This is a genomic window from Stenotrophomonas sp. GD03958 (genome assembly GCF_029839005.1).
GTDB lineage: Bacteria > Pseudomonadota > Gammaproteobacteria > Xanthomonadales > Xanthomonadaceae > Stenotrophomonas > Stenotrophomonas hibiscicola.
On sequence record NZ_JAOBZT010000060.1, the window covers coordinates 1 to 19,651 of the forward strand.

Below are 19,651 nucleotides of genomic sequence, written 5' to 3' on the forward strand. Positions count from 1 at the left end.
ACGCCGCCCTCGGGCGGCGTTTTCCGTTCTGCTTACTTGCCGCCCAACCGCTCCCACAGGAAGCTGTAGGCCAGCGCCGACATGTGTGCGGCCTGCGCGTTGTTGGCGGCGCCGCCGTGGCCACCTTCGATGTTCTCGTAGTAGGTCACGTCCTTTCCGGCGTCGATCATCTTCGCCGCCATCTTGCGTGCATGGCCCGGGTGCACGCGGTCATCGCGGGTGGAGGTGGTGAACAGCACCGGCGGGTAGTTCTTCTTCGCGTCGAACAGGTGGTACGGCGAGAAGGTCTTGATGAACTCCCAGTCGCTGGTGTCCGGGTTGCCGTACTCGGCCATCCACGAGGCGCCGGCCAGCAGGTGGCTGTAGCGCTTCATGTCCAGCAGCGGCACCTGCACCACCACCGCACCGAACAGCTCCGGGTACTGGGTCAGCATGTTGCCGGTCAGCAGGCCACCATTGCTGCCGCCCTGCACGCCGAGGTGCCTGGCGCTGGTGATCTTGCGCTTGACCAGATCGCGCGCCACCGCGGCCATGTCTTCATAGGCCTTGTGGCGGTTCTGCTTCAGTGCCGCCTGGTGCCAGCGCGGCCCATACTCGCCACCGCCACGGATGTTGGCGACCACGTACACGCCGCCCTTTTCCAGCCAGGCGCGGCCCATGCCACCGGAATAGCTCGGGGTCAGCGAGATCTCGAAGCCACCGTAGCCGTACAGCAGGGTCGGATTGGAACCGTCCAGCTTCATCGCCCGATCGTGCACAACGAAGTACGGCACGCGGGTGCCATCCTTGCTGGTGGCGAAGTGCTGCTCGATCACCTTGCCCTTGGCATCGAAGAAGGCCGGCATGGTCTTCAGCGTTTCCGGGGCCTGGCCGATCTCGGCCAGGGCCAGCGTGGTCGGGGTCAGGTAGTCGGTGGCGGTCAGCCACACCGCGTCGCTGTCATTGCTGTCCACTGCAGCCACGCCCAGTGTGCCGAAGGCAGGGGCGCCGACGAAGCGGCTGGTCTTCCAGCCATCTGCGCCCGGGGTCAGCACCGACAGGCGGTTCTTGACGTCGTCCAGCACGTTCAGCACCAGATGGCTCCTGGTCCAGGTGGCGCTGGCCAGCGAGGTGGTCGCGGTCGGGGTGAACAGCACCTCGAAGTCGCGCTTGCCGGCCAGGAAGTCGTCCAGCTGGGTGGCCAGCAGCGAACCGGAGGCATAGGTCTTGCCGCCCACGGTCCACGGATCGCGCAGTTCCAGGGTCAGCCACTGCTTGTGCAGGCCCTTCTCGGCCGAATTCGGCGCATCGATTTTGGTCAGCGTGCCGTCGTCGCCACGCAGGTAAAGCTCGTTGTTGTAGAACGCCAGCGTGCGGCTGACCAGGTTGCGCTCGAAGCCCGGGGTGTCATCGTGCATCGCCGCGATGTACATGTCTTCCGGCTTGCCTTCGTACACCACGGTGGCCGAGGCCATCGGCGTGCCGCGCTTCCACAGCTTGGCCACGCGCGGATAGCCGGACGTGGTCATCGTGCCGGCACCGAAGTCGGTGTAGACGAACACGGTGTCGCGGTCGACCCAGTTGAGGCCGCCCTTCGACTCCGGACGGAAGAAGCCGTCCTTGATCCAGGTCTTGTTGGCCAGGTCGAACTCGCGGGTGACGTCGGCGTCGGCGCCGCCACGCGACAGCGCGATCAGGCAACGGCTGTAATCCGGGCGCAGGCAATCGGCGCCGTGCCAGACCCAGTTCTCACCCTCGGCCTTGTTCAGTGCATCCAGGTCGAGCACGGTTTCCCACTGCGGCGAGGCCTTGCGGTATTCGGCCAGGGTGGTGCGTCGCCACAGGCCACGCTCGTGCTGCTGGTCCTTCCAGAAGTTGTAGTAGTAGTCGCCGATCTTCTGCACGGCGGGAATCTTGGCATCGGAGTCGAGCACCTCGCGGATGCTGGCTTCCATCTGCTTGAAGGCCGGGGTCTGCGCAAGGCGCGCCTCGGACTTGGCGTTCTGTTCCTTGACCCAGGCCAGCGGCTTGTCGCCGGTTACGTCTTCGAGCCAGGCGTAACGGTCGGTGTCTTCAGCGGCCACGGCGGTCCCCACCGAGGCAGCGGTCATCATGCCAGCCAACAGGCAGGCGGAAGCGAATCGTGACATTGCAGCTCCAGGCAGTCATAAGCCTTGGAACGCTAGCATGGATCACCGCTGTCGCCCCCGTGTCGAAGGTCAGGCCGCGGCGGTGGCGCCGCGACGGCGGCGGGCCGCACCGCCACCGCGTCGGTCCGCCTGTCCACCGGTGTGACGCGCCCGCCGCAGCCACGACAGGCGCGGCAACGGGAAGCGCAGCAGCGCCCACCAGGCCACCAGCGGCATGCCCACCAGCCACATCGGCAACCAGCCCAGCCACGCGCTGCTACCACGCGCGGCCGGCCAGACCAGGACCAGTGCCACACCGGCCAGGGCCAACTGCCGCACGCTGCGCAGCAGGCGCGGGTCGGCACGTTCAAGGCTGACGCGTTCAGCTGCAGGGCGACGGACGGAACGTGCGTTCATGGGGCTTCTCCGGTAGACAGTGCAACACAGCTTGGTCAATGCCCTTCTCAAAGGCTGCGACACCATTGACGGATCGCGCACGCTCAGTCGACCATGCTCACGCAAAGCCCTCCTGAGCCCGCTCCCGCATGACTTCGATCCGCCCGCTCTGCGCCATGCTCTTGGCCCTGTCCCTGGCGGGCCCCGCCGTGGCCGCCAGCGAGCCGCCATCGCCCCGTGCCAGCGCCCCACGCGTCGCCGACCCGGATGCGCCGATCGACCTGAAGCGCTTCATGGGTACCTGGTACGTGATTGGCCGCGTGCCGAACTTCGTCGAGCGCGGCCATGTGGCCAGCGTCAACGAGTACGAACTGCGCGACGCGCACAAGGTCGGCATCACCTACCGCTATCGTGATGGCTTCGGCGAACCCCTGCAGGAGATCCGCGCACGCGCCAGTGTCGACCCGGACAGCGGCAATCACGGCTGGCGCACCTGGTTCTATCGCGTGGTGCCCACCCATTCACGGGTGCTGGAAGTAGCACCGGATTATTCCTGGGCACTGATCGGCTACCCGGGCCGCGAGATGGCCTGGATCTTCTCGCGCACACCGGACATGGACAAGGGCCTCTACAAGGAACTGGCCGAGCGCCTGCGTGACGAATACGGGGTGAACACCGACAAGCTCAAGCGTGTGCCACAGCGCCCGGAGCAGGTCGGCAAGCTGGGTTACGAAGTACCCAACGTGCGTTGAGAGAGCGCCGGGCGCAGATGTAGTGCCGGCCGCTGGCCGGCAGCTCCGGCACACCTGGGAGCAGCGCATCGTTGCCAGCCAGCGGCCGGCACTATCTGAGGCGGGCTACTTGCGGGTGTAGTGCGCGACCAGGCGGTCGCCGAGCATCTGCAGCAGCTGCACCAGGATCAGCAGCACCACCACGGTAACCAAGGCCACGTCGGTGCGGTTGCGCTGGTAGCCTTCGCGCAGCGCCAGGTCGCCCAGGCCGCCGGAACCGATCGCGCCGCCCATGGCAGTGAAGCCAACCAGAGCAACGGTAGTGACCGTGGCGGCGGCAATCAGGCCCGGCCGCGCTTCAGGAAGCAGCACCCGGGTGACCAGTTGCCAGGTGGTGGCACCCATCGACTGCGCGGCCTCGACCACGCCGCGGTCCACTTCGCGCAGCGCGGTTTCCACCAGGCGCGCGTAGAACGGCGCCGCACCGATGACCAGCGCCGGCAACGTGCCGAGCACGCCGATCGACTGGCCCATCAACCACAGCGACACCGGGATCAACACCACCATCAGGATGATGAAGGGTACCGAACGCAGCAGGTTCACCACGATCGCCAGCGCGCCATAGACCAGTGGCCGGCGTTTCATCTGCGGCGCGCCGAACACGTACAGCAGCACGCCCATCGGCAGGCCGATGGCCAGGGTAAGCGGCAGCGAGCCGGCCATCATCAGCAGCGTCTCGAGGGTGGCCTTGCCGATATCCACCCACTTGTCCGCATCCAGGTGGCGGAAGAAGCCGCCGGCAGTAGCGATGATCATCGACGCAGTTCCTCAACGTGCACGCCGGCGGCCACGAACGCGGCCTGCGCGGCGGACTGGTCACCGCCCACCAGGGCGACGACCAGCTGGCCATACGGGGTGTCCTTGATCCGGTCGATACGGCCGGACAGGATGTTGTAGTCGACCCCGGTCTGCCGCGCGACGCTGCCGAGCAGGGGTTCGTAGGTATCGCCACCGAGGAACGTCAGCCGCACGATGCGGCCACCGACGGCATCGAAATCGCGATGCAGCGCACCTTCGTCCATGTGCTCCGATTCGCTGACGAAACGGCGCGTGGTCGGATGCTGTGGATGCAGGAACACCCGGGTGACCGGCCCGGTCTCGACCATCTGGCCGGCGTCGAGCACGGCGACGCGGTCGCAGACGCGGCGGATCACGTCCATCTCGTGGGTGATCAGCACGATGGTCAGGCCCAGCTCGCGATTGATCTTCGACAGCAGCGACAGCACCGATGCCGTGGTCTGCGGATCGAGCGCACTGGTGGCCTCGTCGCACAGCAGGATCTGCGGACGCGTTGCAAGTGCGCGGGCAATGCCGACGCGCTGCTTCTGGCCACCGGACAGCTGCGCCGGATACTTCTGCGCATGCGCTTCCAGGCCAACGGTCTGCAGCAGCTCGACCACGCGTGCGTCGATCTCCGCCTTCGGTGTGCCGGCCAGCTCCAGCGGGAAGGCGACGTTGCCGGCCACCGTGCGCGAAGACAGCAGGTTGAAGTGCTGGAAGATCATGCCGATGCGCCGGCGCAGCGAGCGCAGGCCGTCCGCGTCCAGTGCGGTGACATCCTCGCCACCGATCAGCAGACGCCCGCCACTGGGTTCTTCCAGGCGGTTGATCATGCGGATCAGCGTCGACTTGCCGGCGCCGGAATGGCCGATGATGCCGAATACCTCACCGGCCTCGATGGTCAGGTCCAGCGGCTGCAGCGCGCTCACTGCGCGGCCGGCAACGGCATAGGATTTGTGCAGGCGCTGGAACTCGATCACGGGCGTGGCTCACCGGCTGGGTGACGGAAGGGGGCGTGCAGCCTACCAGCGCAGGCGGTCGCGCGCCCGCGCCATGGGCCAGAATGTTATTCCTTTTGGTTCTAAGCCGCTGCCCACGGTAGCGCCGGCCGCTGGCCGGCACCTGCAGCGGTCCCTCCGGCGCGAGGGGTTGCCGGCCGCCGGCCGGCCCTACCCCGGCTCAGGGGTGGTCCAACGGCTTCGGCGGCTCCTGCCGGTTCACCCGCTCGCGATGCAGCAGGTACAGGCCGGACGCAACGATGATCGCCGCCCCCACCCAGGTATAGCCATCGGGCAGCTGGCCCCAGAACGCCAGGTCCCAGCCGATCACCCAGACCAGCCCGCTGTACTCCAGCGGCGCGATCATCGAGGCCTCGCCCAGCTGGAAGGCCCTGGTCAGGGCGATCTGGCCCAGCGCCCCGGCCAGGCCCATGCCGCCGATCAGCGGCGCATGTGCCAGTTGCAGTGGCACCCAGCCGGGAAGGGCCAGCAGGCCGGCACCGATGGCCATGATCACCAGGAACCAGACCACCATCGACTGCGAGGTATCGGTGCGGGTCAGCAGGCTGACCGTGATCGCAGCTACGGCATAGGCGGTGGCCGCGGCCAGCACCATCAGCCCAGGCACCGAAATGAAGCCGTCCACGCCCGGCCGCAGCACCACCAGCACGCCGACCAGGCCGATGCCGATGGCGACCCAGCGCCGCGGCCCGACCCGTTCGCCCAGCAGCGGCACCGACAGCGCAGCGATCAGCAGCGGGGCAACGAAATAGATGGTGTAGGCAGTGGACAGCGGCAGGTCGCGCAGGGCGAACACGAAGCAGCCGATCATCGCCATGCCCAGCGCACCACGCAGCAGGTGCAGCCCCCAGCGGCGCGGCGCCAGTGAACGCGGCCCGGCGCTGGCCAGCACCCAGACCAGCACGAACGGCAACGAGGCCGCGCCGCGCAGGAAGGTCACTTCCAGGGTGGGGTAGCTGGCCGACAGCTGCTTCATGCCGGCGTCCATCAGCGAGAAGCAGGCGACCGCAGCGACCATCCAGGCCACTGCGCGCGAGGGAGAGCGTTGCACGTTCATGGCCCATTATCGCCCGGTCGTCGCTTTCTGTAGAGCCGAGCCCACGCTCGGCTGCTCTTCACAAAGCAGCCGAACGTGGGCTCGGCGCTACAAAGGGCGGGCATAGGGCCCTCGCGATAGAATGGCTGCCACTGAATCCTGCGGAGCATCGCCATGCCTTCCTTCGACGTCGTGTCCGAAGTCGACACCCACGAACTGACCAACGCCATCGACCAGGCCAACCGCGAACTGGCCACCCGCTTCGATTTCAAGGGCGTGGATGCCAAGTTCGAGCGCGATGGCGATGTGATCAACCAGTTCGCGCCGACCGAGTTCCAGCTCAAGCAGATGAACGACATCCTGCGTGCACGCCTGGCCGCGCGCGGCATCGATGTGCTCAGCCTCGAATTCGGCGACATCGAGACCAACCTGGCCCAGGCCCGGCAGAAGATCACCGTCAAGCAGGGCATCGAGCAGAAGGTCGCCAAGAAGATCGCCGCTGCGCTGAAGGAGGCCAAGCTGAAGGTCGAAAGCCAGATCAACGGCGACAAGCTGCGCGTGCAGGGCAAGAAGCGCGATGACCTGCAGGACGCCATCTCCGTGCTCAAGGCCGGCAAGTTCGAGCTGCCGCTGCAGTTCAACAATTTCCGCGATTGATCTGGCCGCCGGGCATGGCCCGGCGCCGGCACCTGCGGTACGACGGCGCGTTGCAATCGACGCGCCTACAATGTCCGCCCCGCCAGCCGACGTGCCCGCCATGACCGACGCCCAACTGCCCACCGAGGACCCGATCGCCGCCACCCGCCTGTGGCTGGAACGCATCGTCATCGGCCTGAACCTGTGCCCGTTCGCCAAGGCGGTGTATGTGAAGGACCAGGTCCGCATCGTGCTCAGCGATGCGACCACGACGGAAGCCCTGGTTGAGCAGCTGGCCGAGGAACTGGTCCTGCTGCGCGATACGCCGGCCGAGCAGATCGATACCACGCTGATCGTGCATCCGCAGGTGCTGACCGATTTCCTCGACTACAACGACTTCCTCGACAACGCCGATGCGGCGATCGAGGCACTGGACCTGCAGGGCATCCTGCAGGTGGCCAGCTTCCATCCGGACTACCAGTTCGAAGGCGTGGCGCCGGGCGATGCCAGCAACTACACCAACCGTGCGCCCTTCCCCACCCTGCACCTGCTGCGCGAAGACAGCGTGGCGCGCGCGGTGGACGCGTTCCCTGATCCGGACGTGATCGTCGAGCGCAACATCCAGACCCTGGACCGTATCGGCGTGGACGGCTGGCATCGCCGCCTGCGTGGCGAAGACCTGTCGTGAGCACGGTGCCGCCGATTGCCGCTTGGCCGGCCGCGCCGCTGTCGGGCAAGGTGGTGCTGGTCACCGGCGGCGCCAACGGCATCGGCCGTGGCATCGCCCAGTGCGTGCTCGGTGCAGGTGGCCGCGTGTTGATCGGCGACCTGGACGTGGAAGCCGGCCAGGCCTGCCTGCGCGAGTGGCAACGCGGTGAGGACGCCGCATTCCAGCACCTGGACATTACCGACGAAGCCAGTGTGCGCGACTTCATTGCCACGGCCCTGCAGTGTTTTGGTCGCATCGACGGGCTGGTCAACAACGCGGGCATCGCCGGTGCGCACGGCTCGCGGCTGCAGGACATGGACTGGGATGAATGGCAGCGCCGCCTGTCGTCGCTGCACGGCGCTTTCCTGTGCAGCAAGCACGCGTTGCCGGCGCTGACAGCCAGCGCCGCCGGCGCCATCATCAACATCGCCTCGACCCGCGCCTGGCAATCCGAAGCGCACAGCGAGGCCTATGCGGCGGCCAAGGGTGGCCTGGTGGCCTTCACCCATGCGCTGGCGATCAGCGCCGGCCCGGCGGTGCGGGTGAACAGCATCAGCCCGGGCTGGATCGGCACCAGCGAGTGGCAGGCACCCTCACGGCGACACGCGCCGGAGTACTCGGCCATCGACCACGCACAGCATCCGGTCGGCCGGGTCGGCCACCCCGAGGACATCGGCGCGCTCGCGGTATACCTGCTGTCGTCGCTGTCCGGCTTCAGCACCGGCCAGGATTTCATCGTCGACGGCGGCATGACCCGGAAGATGATCTACGCCGAATGACCCACCACCGGTAGTGCCGGCCGTTGGCCGGCGTTCCGGTAGATCCACGCCATGCGTGGAGGGCGGTGAAGTGCCAACCAAGGTTGGCACCTACCCGACGCCTTACGCCATGCCCGAGTGACGCAGCAGCGCGTCGATCTGCGGTGCACGGCCGCGGAAAGCCCTGAAGTTCTCCGCCGCCGGGCGGCTGCCACCGCGCGACAGGATCTCATCACGGAAGCGTGCACCGGTTTCCGCCAGTGCCTGCGGCGCTTCCTCGAACGCGGCATAGGCGTCGGCGCTGAGCACCTCGGCCCACTTGTAGCTGTAGTAGCCCGCGGCGTAACCGCCCGCAAAGATGTGGCTGAACTGGTGCGGGAAGCGGTTCCAGGCCGGCGGGTGGTTCACCGCCACTTCCGCGCGCACGCGGTCGAGCAGCGCCAGCACGCTGTCCTGCGCTGGCTCGAACTGGCTGTGCAGCAGCATGTCGAACAGGCCGAACTCCAGCTGGCGGACGGTGGCCATCCCGCTGTGGAAGTTGCGCGCGGCCAGCATGCGCTCGTACAGCGTGCGCGGCAGCGGCTCGCCACTGTCCACGTGCGCGGTCATCGCCTGCAGGTGGTCCCATTCCCAGCAGAAGTTCTCCATGAACTGGCTGGGCAGCTCAACCGCATCCCATTCCACGCCGTTGATGCCGGCCACGCCCAGTTCGCCGATGCGGGTCAGCAGCTGGTGCAGTCCGTGGCCCATCTCATGGAACAGCGTGGTCACTTCGTTGTGGCTGAAGGTGGCCGGCTTGCCGTTGGCACCCCGGCCGAAGTTGCACACCAGGTAGACCAGCGGCGTCTGCACGCTGCCGTCGGCGCGCACGCGACGGTTGCGGCAATCATCCATCCACGCCCCGCCGCGCTTGCCCTCGCGGGCGTACAGGTCCAGGTAGAACTGGCCAACCAGCGCGCCCTGCGCATCGACCAACCGGAAGAAGCGCGCATCCTCGTGCCACACCGGCGCGCTGTCCTCCTGCACGCGCAGGCCGTACAGCTGCTCGATCACCGAGAACAGGCCACCCAGTACCTTCGGCTCGGTGAAATACTGCTTCACCTCCTGCTCGGAATAGCTGTAACGCGCCTGCTTCAGGCGGTCGGCGGCGAAGGCCAGGTCCCAGGCCTGCAGGCTGTCGATGCCGAGCTGTTCGCGCGCGAACTGCTCCAGCTCGGCGCGGTCCCTGGCCGCGAACGGCTTGGCACGCGCGGCCAGGTCACGCAGGAAACCGAGCACTTCGGCCGGGTCCTGCGCCATCTTGGTCGCCACCGAGTAATGGCCGTACGAATCGAAGCCGAGCAACGCAGCCAGTTCGGCGCGCAGGGCAAGGATGCGGTCGATGTTGCCGCTGTTGTCCAGTGCGTCATCGCCGAATTCGGACGCACGCTGGGCGCTGGCGCGGTACAGGATCTCGCGAAGGTCGCGGTCCTCGCCCCAGGTCTGCACCGGCAGGTAGCACGGCATCTGCAGGGTCAGTTTCCAGCCGGCCTTGCCGTCCTTCTGTGCTGCGGCATGCGCGGTGGCCTTCACGTCTTCCGGCAGGCCCTTCAGCCGCGCTTCGTCTTCGATGATCAGCGACCAGGCATCGGTAGCGTCGAGCACGTTCTGCGAGAACTTCGCCGACAGCGCCGACAGTTCTTCCTTGATCGCAGCAAAACGCTGCTGGGCCTCGGGCGCCAGCTCGGCGCCGCCCAGGCGGAAGTCGCGCAGGGTGTTGTCCAGCACCTTGCGCTGGGCTTCATCGAAATGCGCCGTCTCCGGGCTGGCGGCCAGCGCCTGGTACTGCCGATACAGCGCCAGGTTCTGCCCCAGCGCACTGGCGAAGCGGGTCACCCGCGGCAGGTTGCTGTTGTAGGCCTCGCGCAGCTCCGGGGTGTTGACCACGCCCTGCAGGTGGCCGACCAGGCCCCAGGCGCGCCACAGGCGCTCGGTGGCATCGTCCAGCGGGGTCACGAAGGTCTGCCAGGTGACCGGCTGCACCTGCTCGGCTGCGCTGACGGCGGCTTCGGCCTCGGCCAGCAGCACATCCAGCGCCGGCGCCACGTGCTCGGGGCGGATCGCCTCGAAGCGCGGCAGGCCGGAAAAATCGAGCAGGGGGTTGGCAACGGTCACGGCAGATCTCCAGGATACGGGCCCGGCACCCGGGCAGCCCTCCAGATATGGCGCTGCCGGGCGCGGCTGACAAGGGGGCACGGCATTCACATCGGCCTTACGCGCGCCCCCCGAAGCTCTGGATGCGGGGGAGTCCGCAGCGGCACGTACCGAACGAGGCCCCACATGGAAGGTCTGGCTGCAGTTGCATCCGCCTCACCGGCGCGGTCGCTGGCACTGTCTGCCAGCGCGGCCGAACTGGCCTGGATCGCCGCGCTGTGCGATGCCGGCGACGACGCCCCGCGCCACCTGCAGCAGTTGCAGGCGGTGCTGCAGCAGGGCGGCACGTTCAATGAAAGCCAGGAGTGGTACCCGTTCGAAGTGGTCGAGCGCGGCGCCAGCCAGCTGCAGCTGGGCCATGAGCGCGAGTTCGTGATCTGCGTGCTGCTGTGGTTGCAGGCATTGGCCCAGGGCCGCGCCAGCATCCTGGATCCCACCCTGCACCTGGATGACCGCGCGATGGACATCGAGGCCTTGCCCGATGCACTGCGCGACGCGGTGCTCGACGCCTTCACCGCAGCGGGTTACTGAGACACCGTCGCGGACGCCGACATGGCCCGGCGCGAGCGTCGTCCGTGCTACAGCGCTTCCAGGCTGCACCACGGCAGCTCGGGCAATCCCTGCCCGGCCACCGCAGCGGCCAGCTGTGCGTCGGCGCCGTCGACATCAATGCCCTGGCGCGCGTACCACGCCGGATCGTAGTAGCTCTGCGCATAGCGCTCGCCGCTGTCGCACAGGATGCTGACGATGCTGCCCTGTTGGCCCGCCTCGCGCATCCACTGCGCCGCCTGCAGTACGCCGATGAAGTTGGTGCCGGTCGAGCCACCGACACGGCGGCCGAGCTGGCGGCTGACATGGCGCATCGCAGCCAGGCTCAGCGCGTCGGGTACCTTGACCATCGCATCGACGCTGGTCGGGATGAAGCTCGGCTCCACCCGTGGCCGGCCGATGCCTTCCACGCGCGAACCACCACTGCAGGTCAGGTCGCGCCAGTCCTGTTCACCGGCCACGGCGGCCCGGTAGCCGTCGAAGAACACCGACACTTCCGGGTCCGCGCACAGGATGCGGGTGTCGTGGCGGCGGTAGCTGACATAGCGGCCCAGGGTGGCGGCGGTGCCGCCGGTGCCGGGGCTGCACACGATCCATTCCGGAACCGGGCTGGGCTCTTCGGCCATCTGCTTGAAGATGGACTCGGCGATGTTGTTGTTGGCACGCCAGTCAGTCGCGCGCTCAGCGTAGGTGAACTGGTCCATGAAGTGGCCACCGGTTTCACGGGCCAGCTTTTCCGAATCACAGTTGAGGTCGCAGGCGCGTTCGACCAGGTGGCAGCGGCCGCCCTGGAACTCGATCGCGGCGATCTTTTCAGGCGAGGTGGTGGCCGGGATCACCGCAATGAACGGCAGGCCGAGCAGGCGCGCGAAATAGGCTTCGGACACCGCCGTCGAGCCGCTGGACGCTTCGATCACCGGTCGCCCTTCGCGCAGCCAGCCATTGGCCAGCGCATACAGGAACAGCGAGCGCGCCAGCCGGTGCTTGAGGCTGCCGGTGGGATGGCTCGACTCATCCTTCAGGTACACATCGATGCCCTCGAACCCGGGCAGCGCCAGCGGGATCAGGTGGGTATCGGCGGAGCGGTTGAAATCGGCTTCAATCTTGCGGATGGCGGCGGCCACCCATTCACGCTGCGACATGGCGGGCAATCGTTGTCAGGACGGAACGGTGCGATCCGGCCATTGTACGTCGCGGTACCGTCAGGTGCTGGCCGGTAGAATGCCCCCATCCGGCCGGCAACGGCCCTGTCTGAAGGACCTCCCCCCATGACCATTCCCGCCCTGCGCGATGTCCCCGGCGTCGCCGCCCAGGCCCCGGCCGAAACCACCGGCTTCGTGTTCAACCACACCATGCTGCGGGTGAAGGACATCACCGCCTCGCTGGACTTCTACACCCGCGTGCTCGGCTACCAGCTGATCGACAAGCGCGACTTCCCGGAGGCCCAGTTCAGCCTGTACTTCCTGGCCTACCTCCCGGCCGGCGTGGTGGTACCGGAAGACGACAGCCAGCGCCGCCTGTGGATGGCCGGCCTGCCGGGCGTGCTGGAACTGACCCACAACCACGGCACCGAAACCCAGGACGGCGCGGTCTACCACGACGGCAACAGCGACCCGCGCGGCTTCGGCCACATCTGCGTGTCGGTGCCGGACATCGAGGCGGCCTGCCAGCGCTTCGAGGACCTCGGGGTAACCTTCCAGAAGCGGCTGACCGACGGCCGCATGAAGAACCTGGCCTTCATCAAGGACCCGGACGGCTACTGGGTCGAGATCATCGCCAACGTCTGACCCGGAAAGGGGCACAATTCCGGTAGCGCCGGGCCATGCCCGGCGGCCTTGAGCAGGCCGCGCTGCGCGCTCGCCGGGCACGGCCCGGCGCTACCGACTCCGTCCCCTTTTTGAAGAGGTACGCATGGAAACGATGGAACTGCACCGTGGCCGCCTGATCGACCACATCCAGCTGGTAGTGCGCGACCTGGCCGCCAGCCGCCGCTTCTACCAGGCAGTGTTCGATACGATCGGCATCCCACTCGGCGGCGAAGGGCCGGACTTCTTCTGGGCCGACGAGCTGTTCATTTCCAGCGCCAGCAGCCGTGCCGCCGCCGGCCAGCTGACCGGCCGCCATCATCTAGCCTTCCAGGCCCGCGACAGCGCCACGGTCGATGCCTTCCACACCGCTGCCATCGCCGCCGGTGGCACAGACAACGGCGCACCGGGCGAGCGCCCCTACCACCCGGGCTACTACGGCGCCTTCGTGCTCGACCCCGATGGCAACAACATCGAAGTGGTCTACCACGGCCCGGCGAACTACAGTGCCGACTCGGTGAAGGTGACGTTCTGACTTCACCGACGCCGTGAACGAAGAAGCCGGGCAATGCCCGGCTTCTCTGATTCCAGCGCTGCAGCCCTCAGTGGGCGGCCATGTAGATGTCCTGCAGCACGGCCTTTTCCAGTTCCAGCTCGCCCAGCAGGTTCTTCACGATATCGCCCAGGCTGAGGATGCCGACCAGCTGGTTGCCGTCAGTCACCATCAGGTGACGGCGACGCGAGTACGTCATCAGCGACATGGCCTGCTTCAGCGTGGCGTCCGGCGCAATGCCCTCCAGGCCCGTGGACGGCAGGCTGGAAATCACCCGGCGGCCGGCCTGCGGGCCATCGTCGGCCAGGGTGCGGACGATGTCCTTCTCGGAGATGATGCCGACCGGGGCATCGTCCTTCATCACCACCAGCGCAGCGATCCTGTTCGCGCTCATCTTGTGGGCGGCGGCACCGATGGTGTCTTCGGCATCGATGGTGATGACAGCTTCTTTCTTGGATTGCAGGAGTTCGCGGACGTTCATTCTTGTTTCCTGGTGCAGGTCACTGAAGTCAAAAAAGTGTGCTCTTCCGATACGCCCCCTCCCCGGGAACAGACCTTTCAGCGCACGTCTGGCGCACCCGTCTGCCGCATGGGAGGCATCGGCAGACGACGTGCTGCAACGCGAACGAGGTGTGGGTTCAACCGCTCAACCCGGACCTCGGTCAAATCGATTCTACGACTGCGACCATCGGTCACTACCGGCATCGATAGGACAGTTCGTCGTGGGAACCAGCTGACGATCCAGAGAATGGCACCGCGGCTGAAACCGCCGCTGAATACAAGCGCAGTTGCGCATTAAAGATTGATTGCCCGCTGCCGACAGCGGACAGAACACCCGGCGGCAATCCCACTTCGCACTGTCCGGCCAAACGAAAGGGCCCACGCGGGGCCCCTTCGCTTGCAGCATCCAACCGGAGTGATGGGTATTACTCCACCGTCACGCTCTTGGCCAGGTTGCGCGGCTTGTCCACGTCGGTGCCGCGTGCCAGCGCAGTGTGGTAGGCCAGCAGCTGCACCGGGATGGTGTGCACGATCGGGCTGAGCACGCCGGCGTGGCGCGGGGTGCGAATCACGTGCACGCCTTCGGACGCGTTGAAGTTGCTGTCCTGGTCGGCGAACACGAACAGCTCGCCGCCACGCGCGCGCACTTCCTGCATGTTCGACTTCACCTTTTCCAGCAGGCTGTCGTTGGGGGCGATCACCACCACCGGCATGTCCTCGTCCACCAGCGCCAGCGGGCCGTGCTTCAGTTCACCTGCCGGGTAGGCCTCGGCGTGGATGTAGGAAATCTCCTTGAGCTTGAGCGCGCCCTCCAGCGCGATCGGGTAATGCAGGCCACGGCCCAGGAACAACGCGCTGCTCTTGCGTGCGAACCGCTCGGCCCAGGCAGCGATCTGCGGCTCCATGTTCAGTGCGTGCTGCACGCTGCCCGGCAGGAAGCGCAGCTGCTCCAGATAATCCGCTTCCTGTGCGGCGTCGATGCGGCCATGCAGCTTGCCCAGCACCACGGTCAACTGGAACAGCGCGGCCAGCTGGGTGGTGAAGGCCTTGGTCGAAGCCACGCCGATCTCGGCGCCGGCACGGGTATAGCAGACCAGTTCGCTGGCGCGCGGGATCGCGCTTTCCGGCACGTTGCAGATCGACAGCGTGTGCTTGTGGCCAAGCGCCTTGGCGTACTTCAGTGCCTCCATCGTATCCAGCGTTTCGCCGGACTGGGAAATGGTCACGATCAGATGCTTGGGGTTCGCGTAAGCGGCGCGGTAGCGGTACTCGCTGGCAATCTCCACGCTGCACGGCAGGCCGGCGATGGCCTCGATCCAGTAGCGCGCGGTCAGGCCTGCGTAGTAGCTCGTGCCGCAGGCAATGATCTGCACGCCCTCGATGCCCGACAGCACCGCCTCGGCGTTCTTGCCGAACAGCTCGGCCGGGAAGCCACCGGCGTCGATCGCCGCTTCGATGGTGTCGCCCAGCGCACGCGGCTGTTCGTGGATTTCCTTCTGCATGAAGTGGCGGTACGGACCCAGCTCCAGCGAGGCCAGCGACACATCGGACAGATGCACGTCGCGCTCGACCGGCTGGTCATGCTCGTCGAAGATGCGCACGCCATCGCGACGGATCTCGGCGGTATCGCCCTCTTCCAGGAAAATGACCTTGCGGGTGGCCGAGATCACCGCCGAGACGTCGGAGGCAACGAAGTTCTCGCCCTCGCCCAGGCCGATCAGCAGCGGGCAGCCCATCCGCGCGCAGACGAAGCGTTCCGGCTCGGCGCGGCTGACCACGGCCAGTGCGTAGGCACCGGTCAGCTCCTTCACCGTATGCTGCAGCGCCACCAGCAGGTCGTCACCACTCTTCAGGTGATGGTGGATCAGGTGTGCGATGACTTCGGTGTCGGTCTGCGACTCGAAGGTGTAGCCCAGCGCACGCAGCTTCTCGCGCTGCTCTTCGTGGTTCTCGATGATGCCGTTGTGCACCAGCGCCACGCCATGGCTGATGTGCGGATGCGCGTTGGCCTCGGTGACGCCCCCATGGGTGGCCCAGCGGGTGTGGCCGATGCCCAGCACCGCGTTGAAGCCCTCGGCCTCGGCCGCCGTGGCCATTTCCGACACACGACCGGTACGACGCACGCGACGTACATCGCGGCGCTCCCCCTGGTCGATCACCGCGATGCCGGAGGAATCGTAACCACGGTACTCCAGCCGCTTCAGGCCTTCGATCAGCACCGGCACTACGTCGCGATCAGCGATCGCACCCACGATTCCACACATGTCACGCGTTTCCTTGAAGACGATCGTCGCATTCTAGCCTGCGTGCCCGCGCTCCCCCTCCTGTCCGCTTAATGAAAGTGTCCGGAAAGGTGTCCGCGGACACCCGGACACTTCACATCACACCCCAACTCATTGACCCATAAGGAATTAAAGTTGGCACGCTACGTGCTTGGTACTGGCTACCACCGTCAGGCACGCACCCGATGATCCGCGACACTTCCGCCCAGGACCAGATCGTTTCCTCCGCTCCGGCCAGCGCCCCGCGCGCCAACTGGCTCCGTTACCGTTGGCCGGCGCTGGGCACGATCGCCCTGCTCGCCGGCATCGGCTGGGCCGTGCACGCCTGGTCCAACGCCAGCCGCTCCTTCGACAGCAGCCGCGTGCGCATCGCCGAAGTGAAGCGGGGCGACCTGGTCCGTGACATCGCCGCCGACGGCCGCGTGATCGCCGCCAACAGCCCGGTCCTGTATGCCATCTCTGCGGGCACCGTGGACCTGAAGGTGGTCGCCGGTGACGTGGTGAAGAAGGGGCAGGAGCTGGCGGTCATCGACAGCCCCGAACTGCGCAGCAAGCTGGCCCAGGAACAGGCCACCCTGGCCGGCCTGGAGGCCGAGGCCAGCCGTGCCGCGCTGGACGCCACCCTGGCCCGCGCCAAGTCGCGCAAGGAAACCGACCAGGCCACCATCGAACGGCAGGCCGCCGACCGCGACCTGCAGCGCTACCAGCGCGGCTACGACGGCGGGGCGGTGCCGCAGATCGACCTGGCCAAGGCCAAGGACTCGCTGAAGAAGGCCGACATCACCCTGGCCAACGCCACCACCGATGCCCGCCTGCAGAGCCAGGGCGCCGACCTGGACGCCCGCAACAAGCGCCTGCTGGCCGATCGCCAGAAGGCGGTGGTGGCCGAAGTGCAGCGCCAGGTCGATGCGCTGACGCTGCGTGCCCCGTTCGATGGCCAGGTCGGCCAGGTGCAGGCGGTGCAGTCCACCAACCTGGCCGCCAATGCCCCGGTGCTGGGCGTGGTCGACCTGTCCAAGTTCGAAGTCGAGATCAAGGTGCCGGAGAGCTTCGCCCGCGACCTGGCGATCGGCATGCCCGCACAGCTGACCGGCGGCAACGGCCAGCCGTTCCCGGGCGAGATCAGCGCGGTGTCGCCGGAAGTGGTCAATGGTGAGGTCAACGCGCGCGTGCGCTTTGCCAGCGCGCAGCCGGAAGGCCTGCGCCAGAGCCAACGGATGTCGGTGCGCGTGCTGCTCGATACCCGCAGGAACGTGCTGAAGGTCGAGCGTGGCCCGTTCGTCGAACAGGGCAATGGCATGGCCTACGTGATGGATGGCCGCACCGCCGTGCGCCGTCCGGTGGAACTGGGCGTCAGCAGCCTGGGCGAAGTGGAAATCAAGTCGGGTGTGCAGCCGGGCGACCGCATCGTGGTCTCCGGCAGCGACCTGTTCAAGGACGCCGAACGCGTCTCCGTCAACTGATACCTGATACCTGAATCCTGGAGAGAGGACACCCCATGTACATGCTCGAAATGCGTTCGGTCGCCAAGGTCTTCCGCACCGAACAGGTGGAAACCCACGCACTGCGCTCGCTGGAACTGCAGGTCAAGGAAGGTGAGTTCGTCGCGGTCACCGGCCCGTCCGGCTCCGGCAAGACCACCTTCCTCAACATCGCCGGTCTGCTGGAAACCTTCACCAGCGGTACCTACATGCTGGACAGCCAGGACGTGAGCACGCTGGGCGACGACGCCCGCAGCCGCCTGCGCAACCAGAAGATCGGCTTCATCTTCCAGGGCTTCAACCTGATCCCCGACCTGAACCTGTTCGACAACGTCGACGTTCCGCTGCGCTATCGCAGGATGAGCGCCAACGAGCGCCGCGAGCGCATCGAGAAGGCGCTGACCCAGGTCGGCCTGGGTTCGCGCATGAAGCACTACCCGAATGAGCTGTCCGGCGGCCAGCAGCAGCGCGCGGCCATCGCACGCGCCCTGGCCGGCAGCCCGCGCCTGCTGCTGGCCGACGAACCGACCGGCAACCTGGATACGCAGATGGCGCGCGGCGTGATGGAACTGCTGGAGGAGATCAATGCCGCCGGCACCACCATCGTGATGGTCACCCATGATCCGGAACTGGCCGCGCGTGCGCAGCGCAACGTGCACATCGTCGATGGCCAGGTCACCGACCTGGTGCGCGAACCGGTGCTGGCCACCCCGCCGCGCCACATCGTCGCCGTCAACGAGTGAGGGGCCGGCCATGTTCGCCTACTACGCCCGACTGGCGGTGCGCAGCTTCCGCCGCAACAAGGTCCTGACCGCGCTGATGGTGGTGGCCATCGCCCTCGGCATCGGTGCCTCGATGACCACCCTGACCGTGTTCCATGTGCTGTCCGGTGACCCGATTCCCGGCAAGAGCGACCGGCTGTTCTACGTGCAGCTCGATGCCGCGACCGGCGCCTATGTCGCGGGCGAGGAACCGGAAACCCAGTTGACCCGCTTCGACGGTGAAGCCCTGCTGCGCGAAGCCAGGGGCGAGCGCCAAGCGCTGATGAGCGGCGGTGGCGGCACCATCGAACCGGACAACAGCACCCTCAAGCCCTTCAGCATCGACACCCGCTGGACCTCCGCCGATTTCTTCCCGATGTTCGAGGTGCCGATGCAGTACGGCCGCCCCTGGACGCGCGAGGACGATGAAGGCCGCGCACGCGTGGTGGTCATCTCCAAGGCGCTCAACGACAAGCTGTACCAGGGCGCCAACAGCGTGGGCCGCGACCTGCGCATGGAAGGCCAGAGTTACCGCATCGTCGGCGTGATGAAGGAATGGAGCCCGGAGCCGCACTTCTACGACCTGACCACCGGCAGCTACGGCAAGAACGAAGACCTGCTGCTGCCGATCTCCACCTCGTTCGACCTGAAGCTGGGCAGCAACGGCAACATGAACTGCTTCGGCGAGAATCCCGATGGCAACAGCTACTCGCTCAACGCACCCTGCGCGTGGCTGCAGTACTGGGTGGAGATGGACCCGGCCAAGGCCGCCGACTACCGCCGCTACCTGGAGAACTATTCGAGCCAGCAGCGCCAGGCCGGCCGCTTCAAGCACCCGCCGAACGTGCGCCTGCGCACCGTGATGGAATGGCTGGACTTCAACGGCGCGGTGCCCAGCGACGTGCGCCTGCAGCTGTGGCTGGCACTGGGTTTCCTGGGTGTCTGCCTGGTCAACACGGTGGGCCTGCTGCTGGCCAAGTTCCTGCGCCGCAGTGGAGAGATCGGCGTGCGCCGCGCACTCGGTGCCAGCCGTGGCCAGATCTTCCTGCAGTGCCTGGTGGAAGCCGGCGCGGTCGGCGTGGTCGGGGGCGTGCTGGGCATCGGCCTGGCCCTGCTCGGCCTGTTCGCGGTGCGCCAGCAACCGGTGGAGTACGCAAAGCTGGCCCACTTGGACGGCAACATGCTGCTGCTCGCGCTGGGCCTGACCCTGTTCGCCAGCCTTGCCGCCGGTTTCCTGCCTGCCTGGCGCGCCATGCAGGTCACTCCGGCCATCCAGCTCAAGTCGCAGTAAGC

General features: G+C 67.0%; 19 protein-coding genes. 10 read left to right on the forward strand and 9 right to left on the reverse strand.

Features of this window, described 5'->3' with window-relative positions; translation table 11 throughout:
* Nucleotides 1–32 precede the first annotated feature (32 nt).
* Entirely contained in the window at nucleotides 33–2,129 is a 2,097-nt protein-coding gene (locus N5C25_RS15750; protein ID WP_279937247.1) for a prolyl oligopeptidase family serine peptidase, read from the reverse strand.
* A 69-nt stretch (nucleotides 2,130–2,198) separates the two neighbouring features.
* The gene (locus N5C25_RS15755; RefSeq protein ID WP_021203893.1) at nucleotides 2,199–2,525 is read right to left on the reverse strand and encodes a hypothetical protein; all 327 of its coding nucleotides are present in this window, start codon (nucleotides 2,523–2,525) and stop codon (nucleotides 2,199–2,201) included.
* Between the two features lie 128 nt (nucleotides 2,526–2,653).
* Here N5C25_RS15755 and N5C25_RS15760 point away from each other — a divergent pair, with 128 nt between their 5' ends.
* The gene (locus N5C25_RS15760) at nucleotides 2,654–3,256 is read left to right on the forward strand and encodes a lipocalin family protein (protein ID WP_019660709.1); all 603 of its coding nucleotides are present in this window, start codon (nucleotides 2,654–2,656) and stop codon (nucleotides 3,254–3,256) included.
* A 105-nt stretch (nucleotides 3,257–3,361) separates the two neighbouring features.
* On the opposite strand, the gene N5C25_RS15765 is transcribed toward N5C25_RS15760, so the two are convergent.
* The 3 genes from N5C25_RS15765 to N5C25_RS15775 all read right to left on the reverse strand — a co-directional run bounded on the left by N5C25_RS15765 (nucleotide 3,362) and on the right by N5C25_RS15775 (nucleotide 6,151).
* Nucleotides 3,362–4,051: a methionine ABC transporter permease gene (locus tag N5C25_RS15765; protein WP_019660710.1), complete on the reverse strand. Its 690-nt coding sequence runs from the start codon at nucleotides 4,049–4,051 to the stop codon at nucleotides 3,362–3,364.
* Nucleotides 4,048–5,055, reverse strand: a complete 1,008-nt coding sequence (locus N5C25_RS15770) for a methionine ABC transporter ATP-binding protein (RefSeq protein ID WP_019660711.1) — start codon at nucleotides 5,053–5,055, stop codon at nucleotides 4,048–4,050. Before N5C25_RS15770 ends, N5C25_RS15765 begins: the two co-directional genes overlap by 4 nt.
* Nucleotides 5,056–5,254: 199 nt before the next feature.
* Nucleotides 5,255–6,151 (reverse strand): DMT family transporter, encoded by an 897-nt coding sequence (locus N5C25_RS15775; RefSeq protein WP_279937248.1) that lies wholly within the window; start codon nucleotides 6,149–6,151, stop codon nucleotides 5,255–5,257.
* Nucleotides 6,152–6,304: 153 nt separating this feature from the next.
* Between N5C25_RS15775 and N5C25_RS15780 the strand changes: the two genes are divergently transcribed.
* The 3 genes from N5C25_RS15780 to N5C25_RS15790 all read left to right on the forward strand — a co-directional run bounded on the left by N5C25_RS15780 (nucleotide 6,305) and on the right by N5C25_RS15790 (nucleotide 8,254).
* Nucleotides 6,305–6,787, forward strand: coding sequence for a YajQ family cyclic di-GMP-binding protein (locus tag N5C25_RS15780; RefSeq protein WP_019660713.1), 483 nt, complete (start codon nucleotides 6,305–6,307; stop codon nucleotides 6,785–6,787).
* A gap of 100 nt (nucleotides 6,788–6,887) precedes the next feature.
* On the forward strand, nucleotides 6,888–7,454 hold the full coding sequence (locus tag N5C25_RS15785; RefSeq protein WP_026347096.1) for a DUF1415 domain-containing protein: 567 nt from the start codon (nucleotides 6,888–6,890) through the stop codon (nucleotides 7,452–7,454).
* Nucleotides 7,451–8,254, forward strand: coding sequence for an SDR family oxidoreductase (locus N5C25_RS15790; RefSeq protein ID WP_058980614.1), 804 nt, complete (start codon nucleotides 7,451–7,453; stop codon nucleotides 8,252–8,254). Before N5C25_RS15785 ends, N5C25_RS15790 begins: the two co-directional genes overlap by 4 nt.
* Before the next feature lie 102 nt (nucleotides 8,255–8,356).
* Here N5C25_RS15790 and N5C25_RS15795 read toward each other — a convergent pair whose 3' ends face one another.
* Complete coding sequence (locus N5C25_RS15795) at nucleotides 8,357–10,387, reverse strand: M3 family metallopeptidase (RefSeq protein WP_279937249.1); 2,031 nt, start codon at nucleotides 10,385–10,387, stop codon at nucleotides 8,357–8,359.
* A 165-nt stretch (nucleotides 10,388–10,552) separates the two neighbouring features.
* Here N5C25_RS15795 and N5C25_RS15800 point away from each other — a divergent pair, with 165 nt between their 5' ends.
* Nucleotides 10,553–10,957, forward strand: coding sequence for a hypothetical protein (locus N5C25_RS15800; RefSeq protein WP_005419475.1), 405 nt, complete (start codon nucleotides 10,553–10,555; stop codon nucleotides 10,955–10,957).
* Between the two features lie 47 nt (nucleotides 10,958–11,004).
* Here N5C25_RS15800 and N5C25_RS15805 read toward each other — a convergent pair whose 3' ends face one another.
* Entirely contained in the window at nucleotides 11,005–12,117 is a 1,113-nt protein-coding gene (locus N5C25_RS15805; protein WP_251102534.1) for a PLP-dependent cysteine synthase family protein, read from the reverse strand.
* 126 nt (nucleotides 12,118–12,243) lie between these two features.
* Between N5C25_RS15805 and gloA the strand changes: the two genes are divergently transcribed.
* The gene (gene gloA, locus N5C25_RS15810) at nucleotides 12,244–12,762 is read left to right on the forward strand and encodes a lactoylglutathione lyase (RefSeq protein WP_019660718.1); all 519 of its coding nucleotides are present in this window, start codon (nucleotides 12,244–12,246) and stop codon (nucleotides 12,760–12,762) included.
* Nucleotides 12,763–12,886: 124 nt separating this feature from the next.
* Nucleotides 12,887–13,315, forward strand: coding sequence for a VOC family protein (locus tag N5C25_RS15815; RefSeq protein WP_019660719.1), 429 nt, complete (start codon nucleotides 12,887–12,889; stop codon nucleotides 13,313–13,315).
* 67 nt (nucleotides 13,316–13,382) lie between these two features.
* On the opposite strand, the gene N5C25_RS15820 is transcribed toward N5C25_RS15815, so the two are convergent.
* Together N5C25_RS15820 and glmS are read right to left on the reverse strand one after the other, a co-directional pair.
* Nucleotides 13,383–13,814, reverse strand: a complete 432-nt coding sequence (locus N5C25_RS15820) for a CBS domain-containing protein (RefSeq protein WP_014648481.1) — start codon at nucleotides 13,812–13,814, stop codon at nucleotides 13,383–13,385.
* A gap of 445 nt (nucleotides 13,815–14,259) precedes the next feature.
* Nucleotides 14,260–16,098 (reverse strand): glutamine--fructose-6-phosphate transaminase (isomerizing), encoded by a 1,839-nt coding sequence (gene glmS / locus N5C25_RS15825; RefSeq protein ID WP_279937250.1) that lies wholly within the window; start codon nucleotides 16,096–16,098, stop codon nucleotides 14,260–14,262.
* 203 nt (nucleotides 16,099–16,301) lie between these two features.
* Here glmS and N5C25_RS15830 point away from each other — a divergent pair, with 203 nt between their 5' ends.
* From N5C25_RS15830 to N5C25_RS15840, 3 genes are read left to right on the forward strand one after another with little or no spacing between them, the layout of a single operon-like run.
* Complete coding sequence (locus N5C25_RS15830; protein WP_005414536.1) at nucleotides 16,302–17,579, forward strand: efflux RND transporter periplasmic adaptor subunit; 1,278 nt, start codon at nucleotides 16,302–16,304, stop codon at nucleotides 17,577–17,579.
* Between the two features lie 35 nt (nucleotides 17,580–17,614).
* Nucleotides 17,615–18,340 (forward strand): ABC transporter ATP-binding protein, encoded by a 726-nt coding sequence (locus N5C25_RS15835; RefSeq protein WP_279937251.1) that lies wholly within the window; start codon nucleotides 17,615–17,617, stop codon nucleotides 18,338–18,340.
* 10 nt (nucleotides 18,341–18,350) lie between these two features.
* The gene (locus N5C25_RS15840; RefSeq protein ID WP_072167216.1) at nucleotides 18,351–19,649 is read left to right on the forward strand and encodes an ABC transporter permease; all 1,299 of its coding nucleotides are present in this window, start codon (nucleotides 18,351–18,353) and stop codon (nucleotides 19,647–19,649) included.
* Nucleotides 19,650–19,651: the final 2 nt, after the last annotated feature.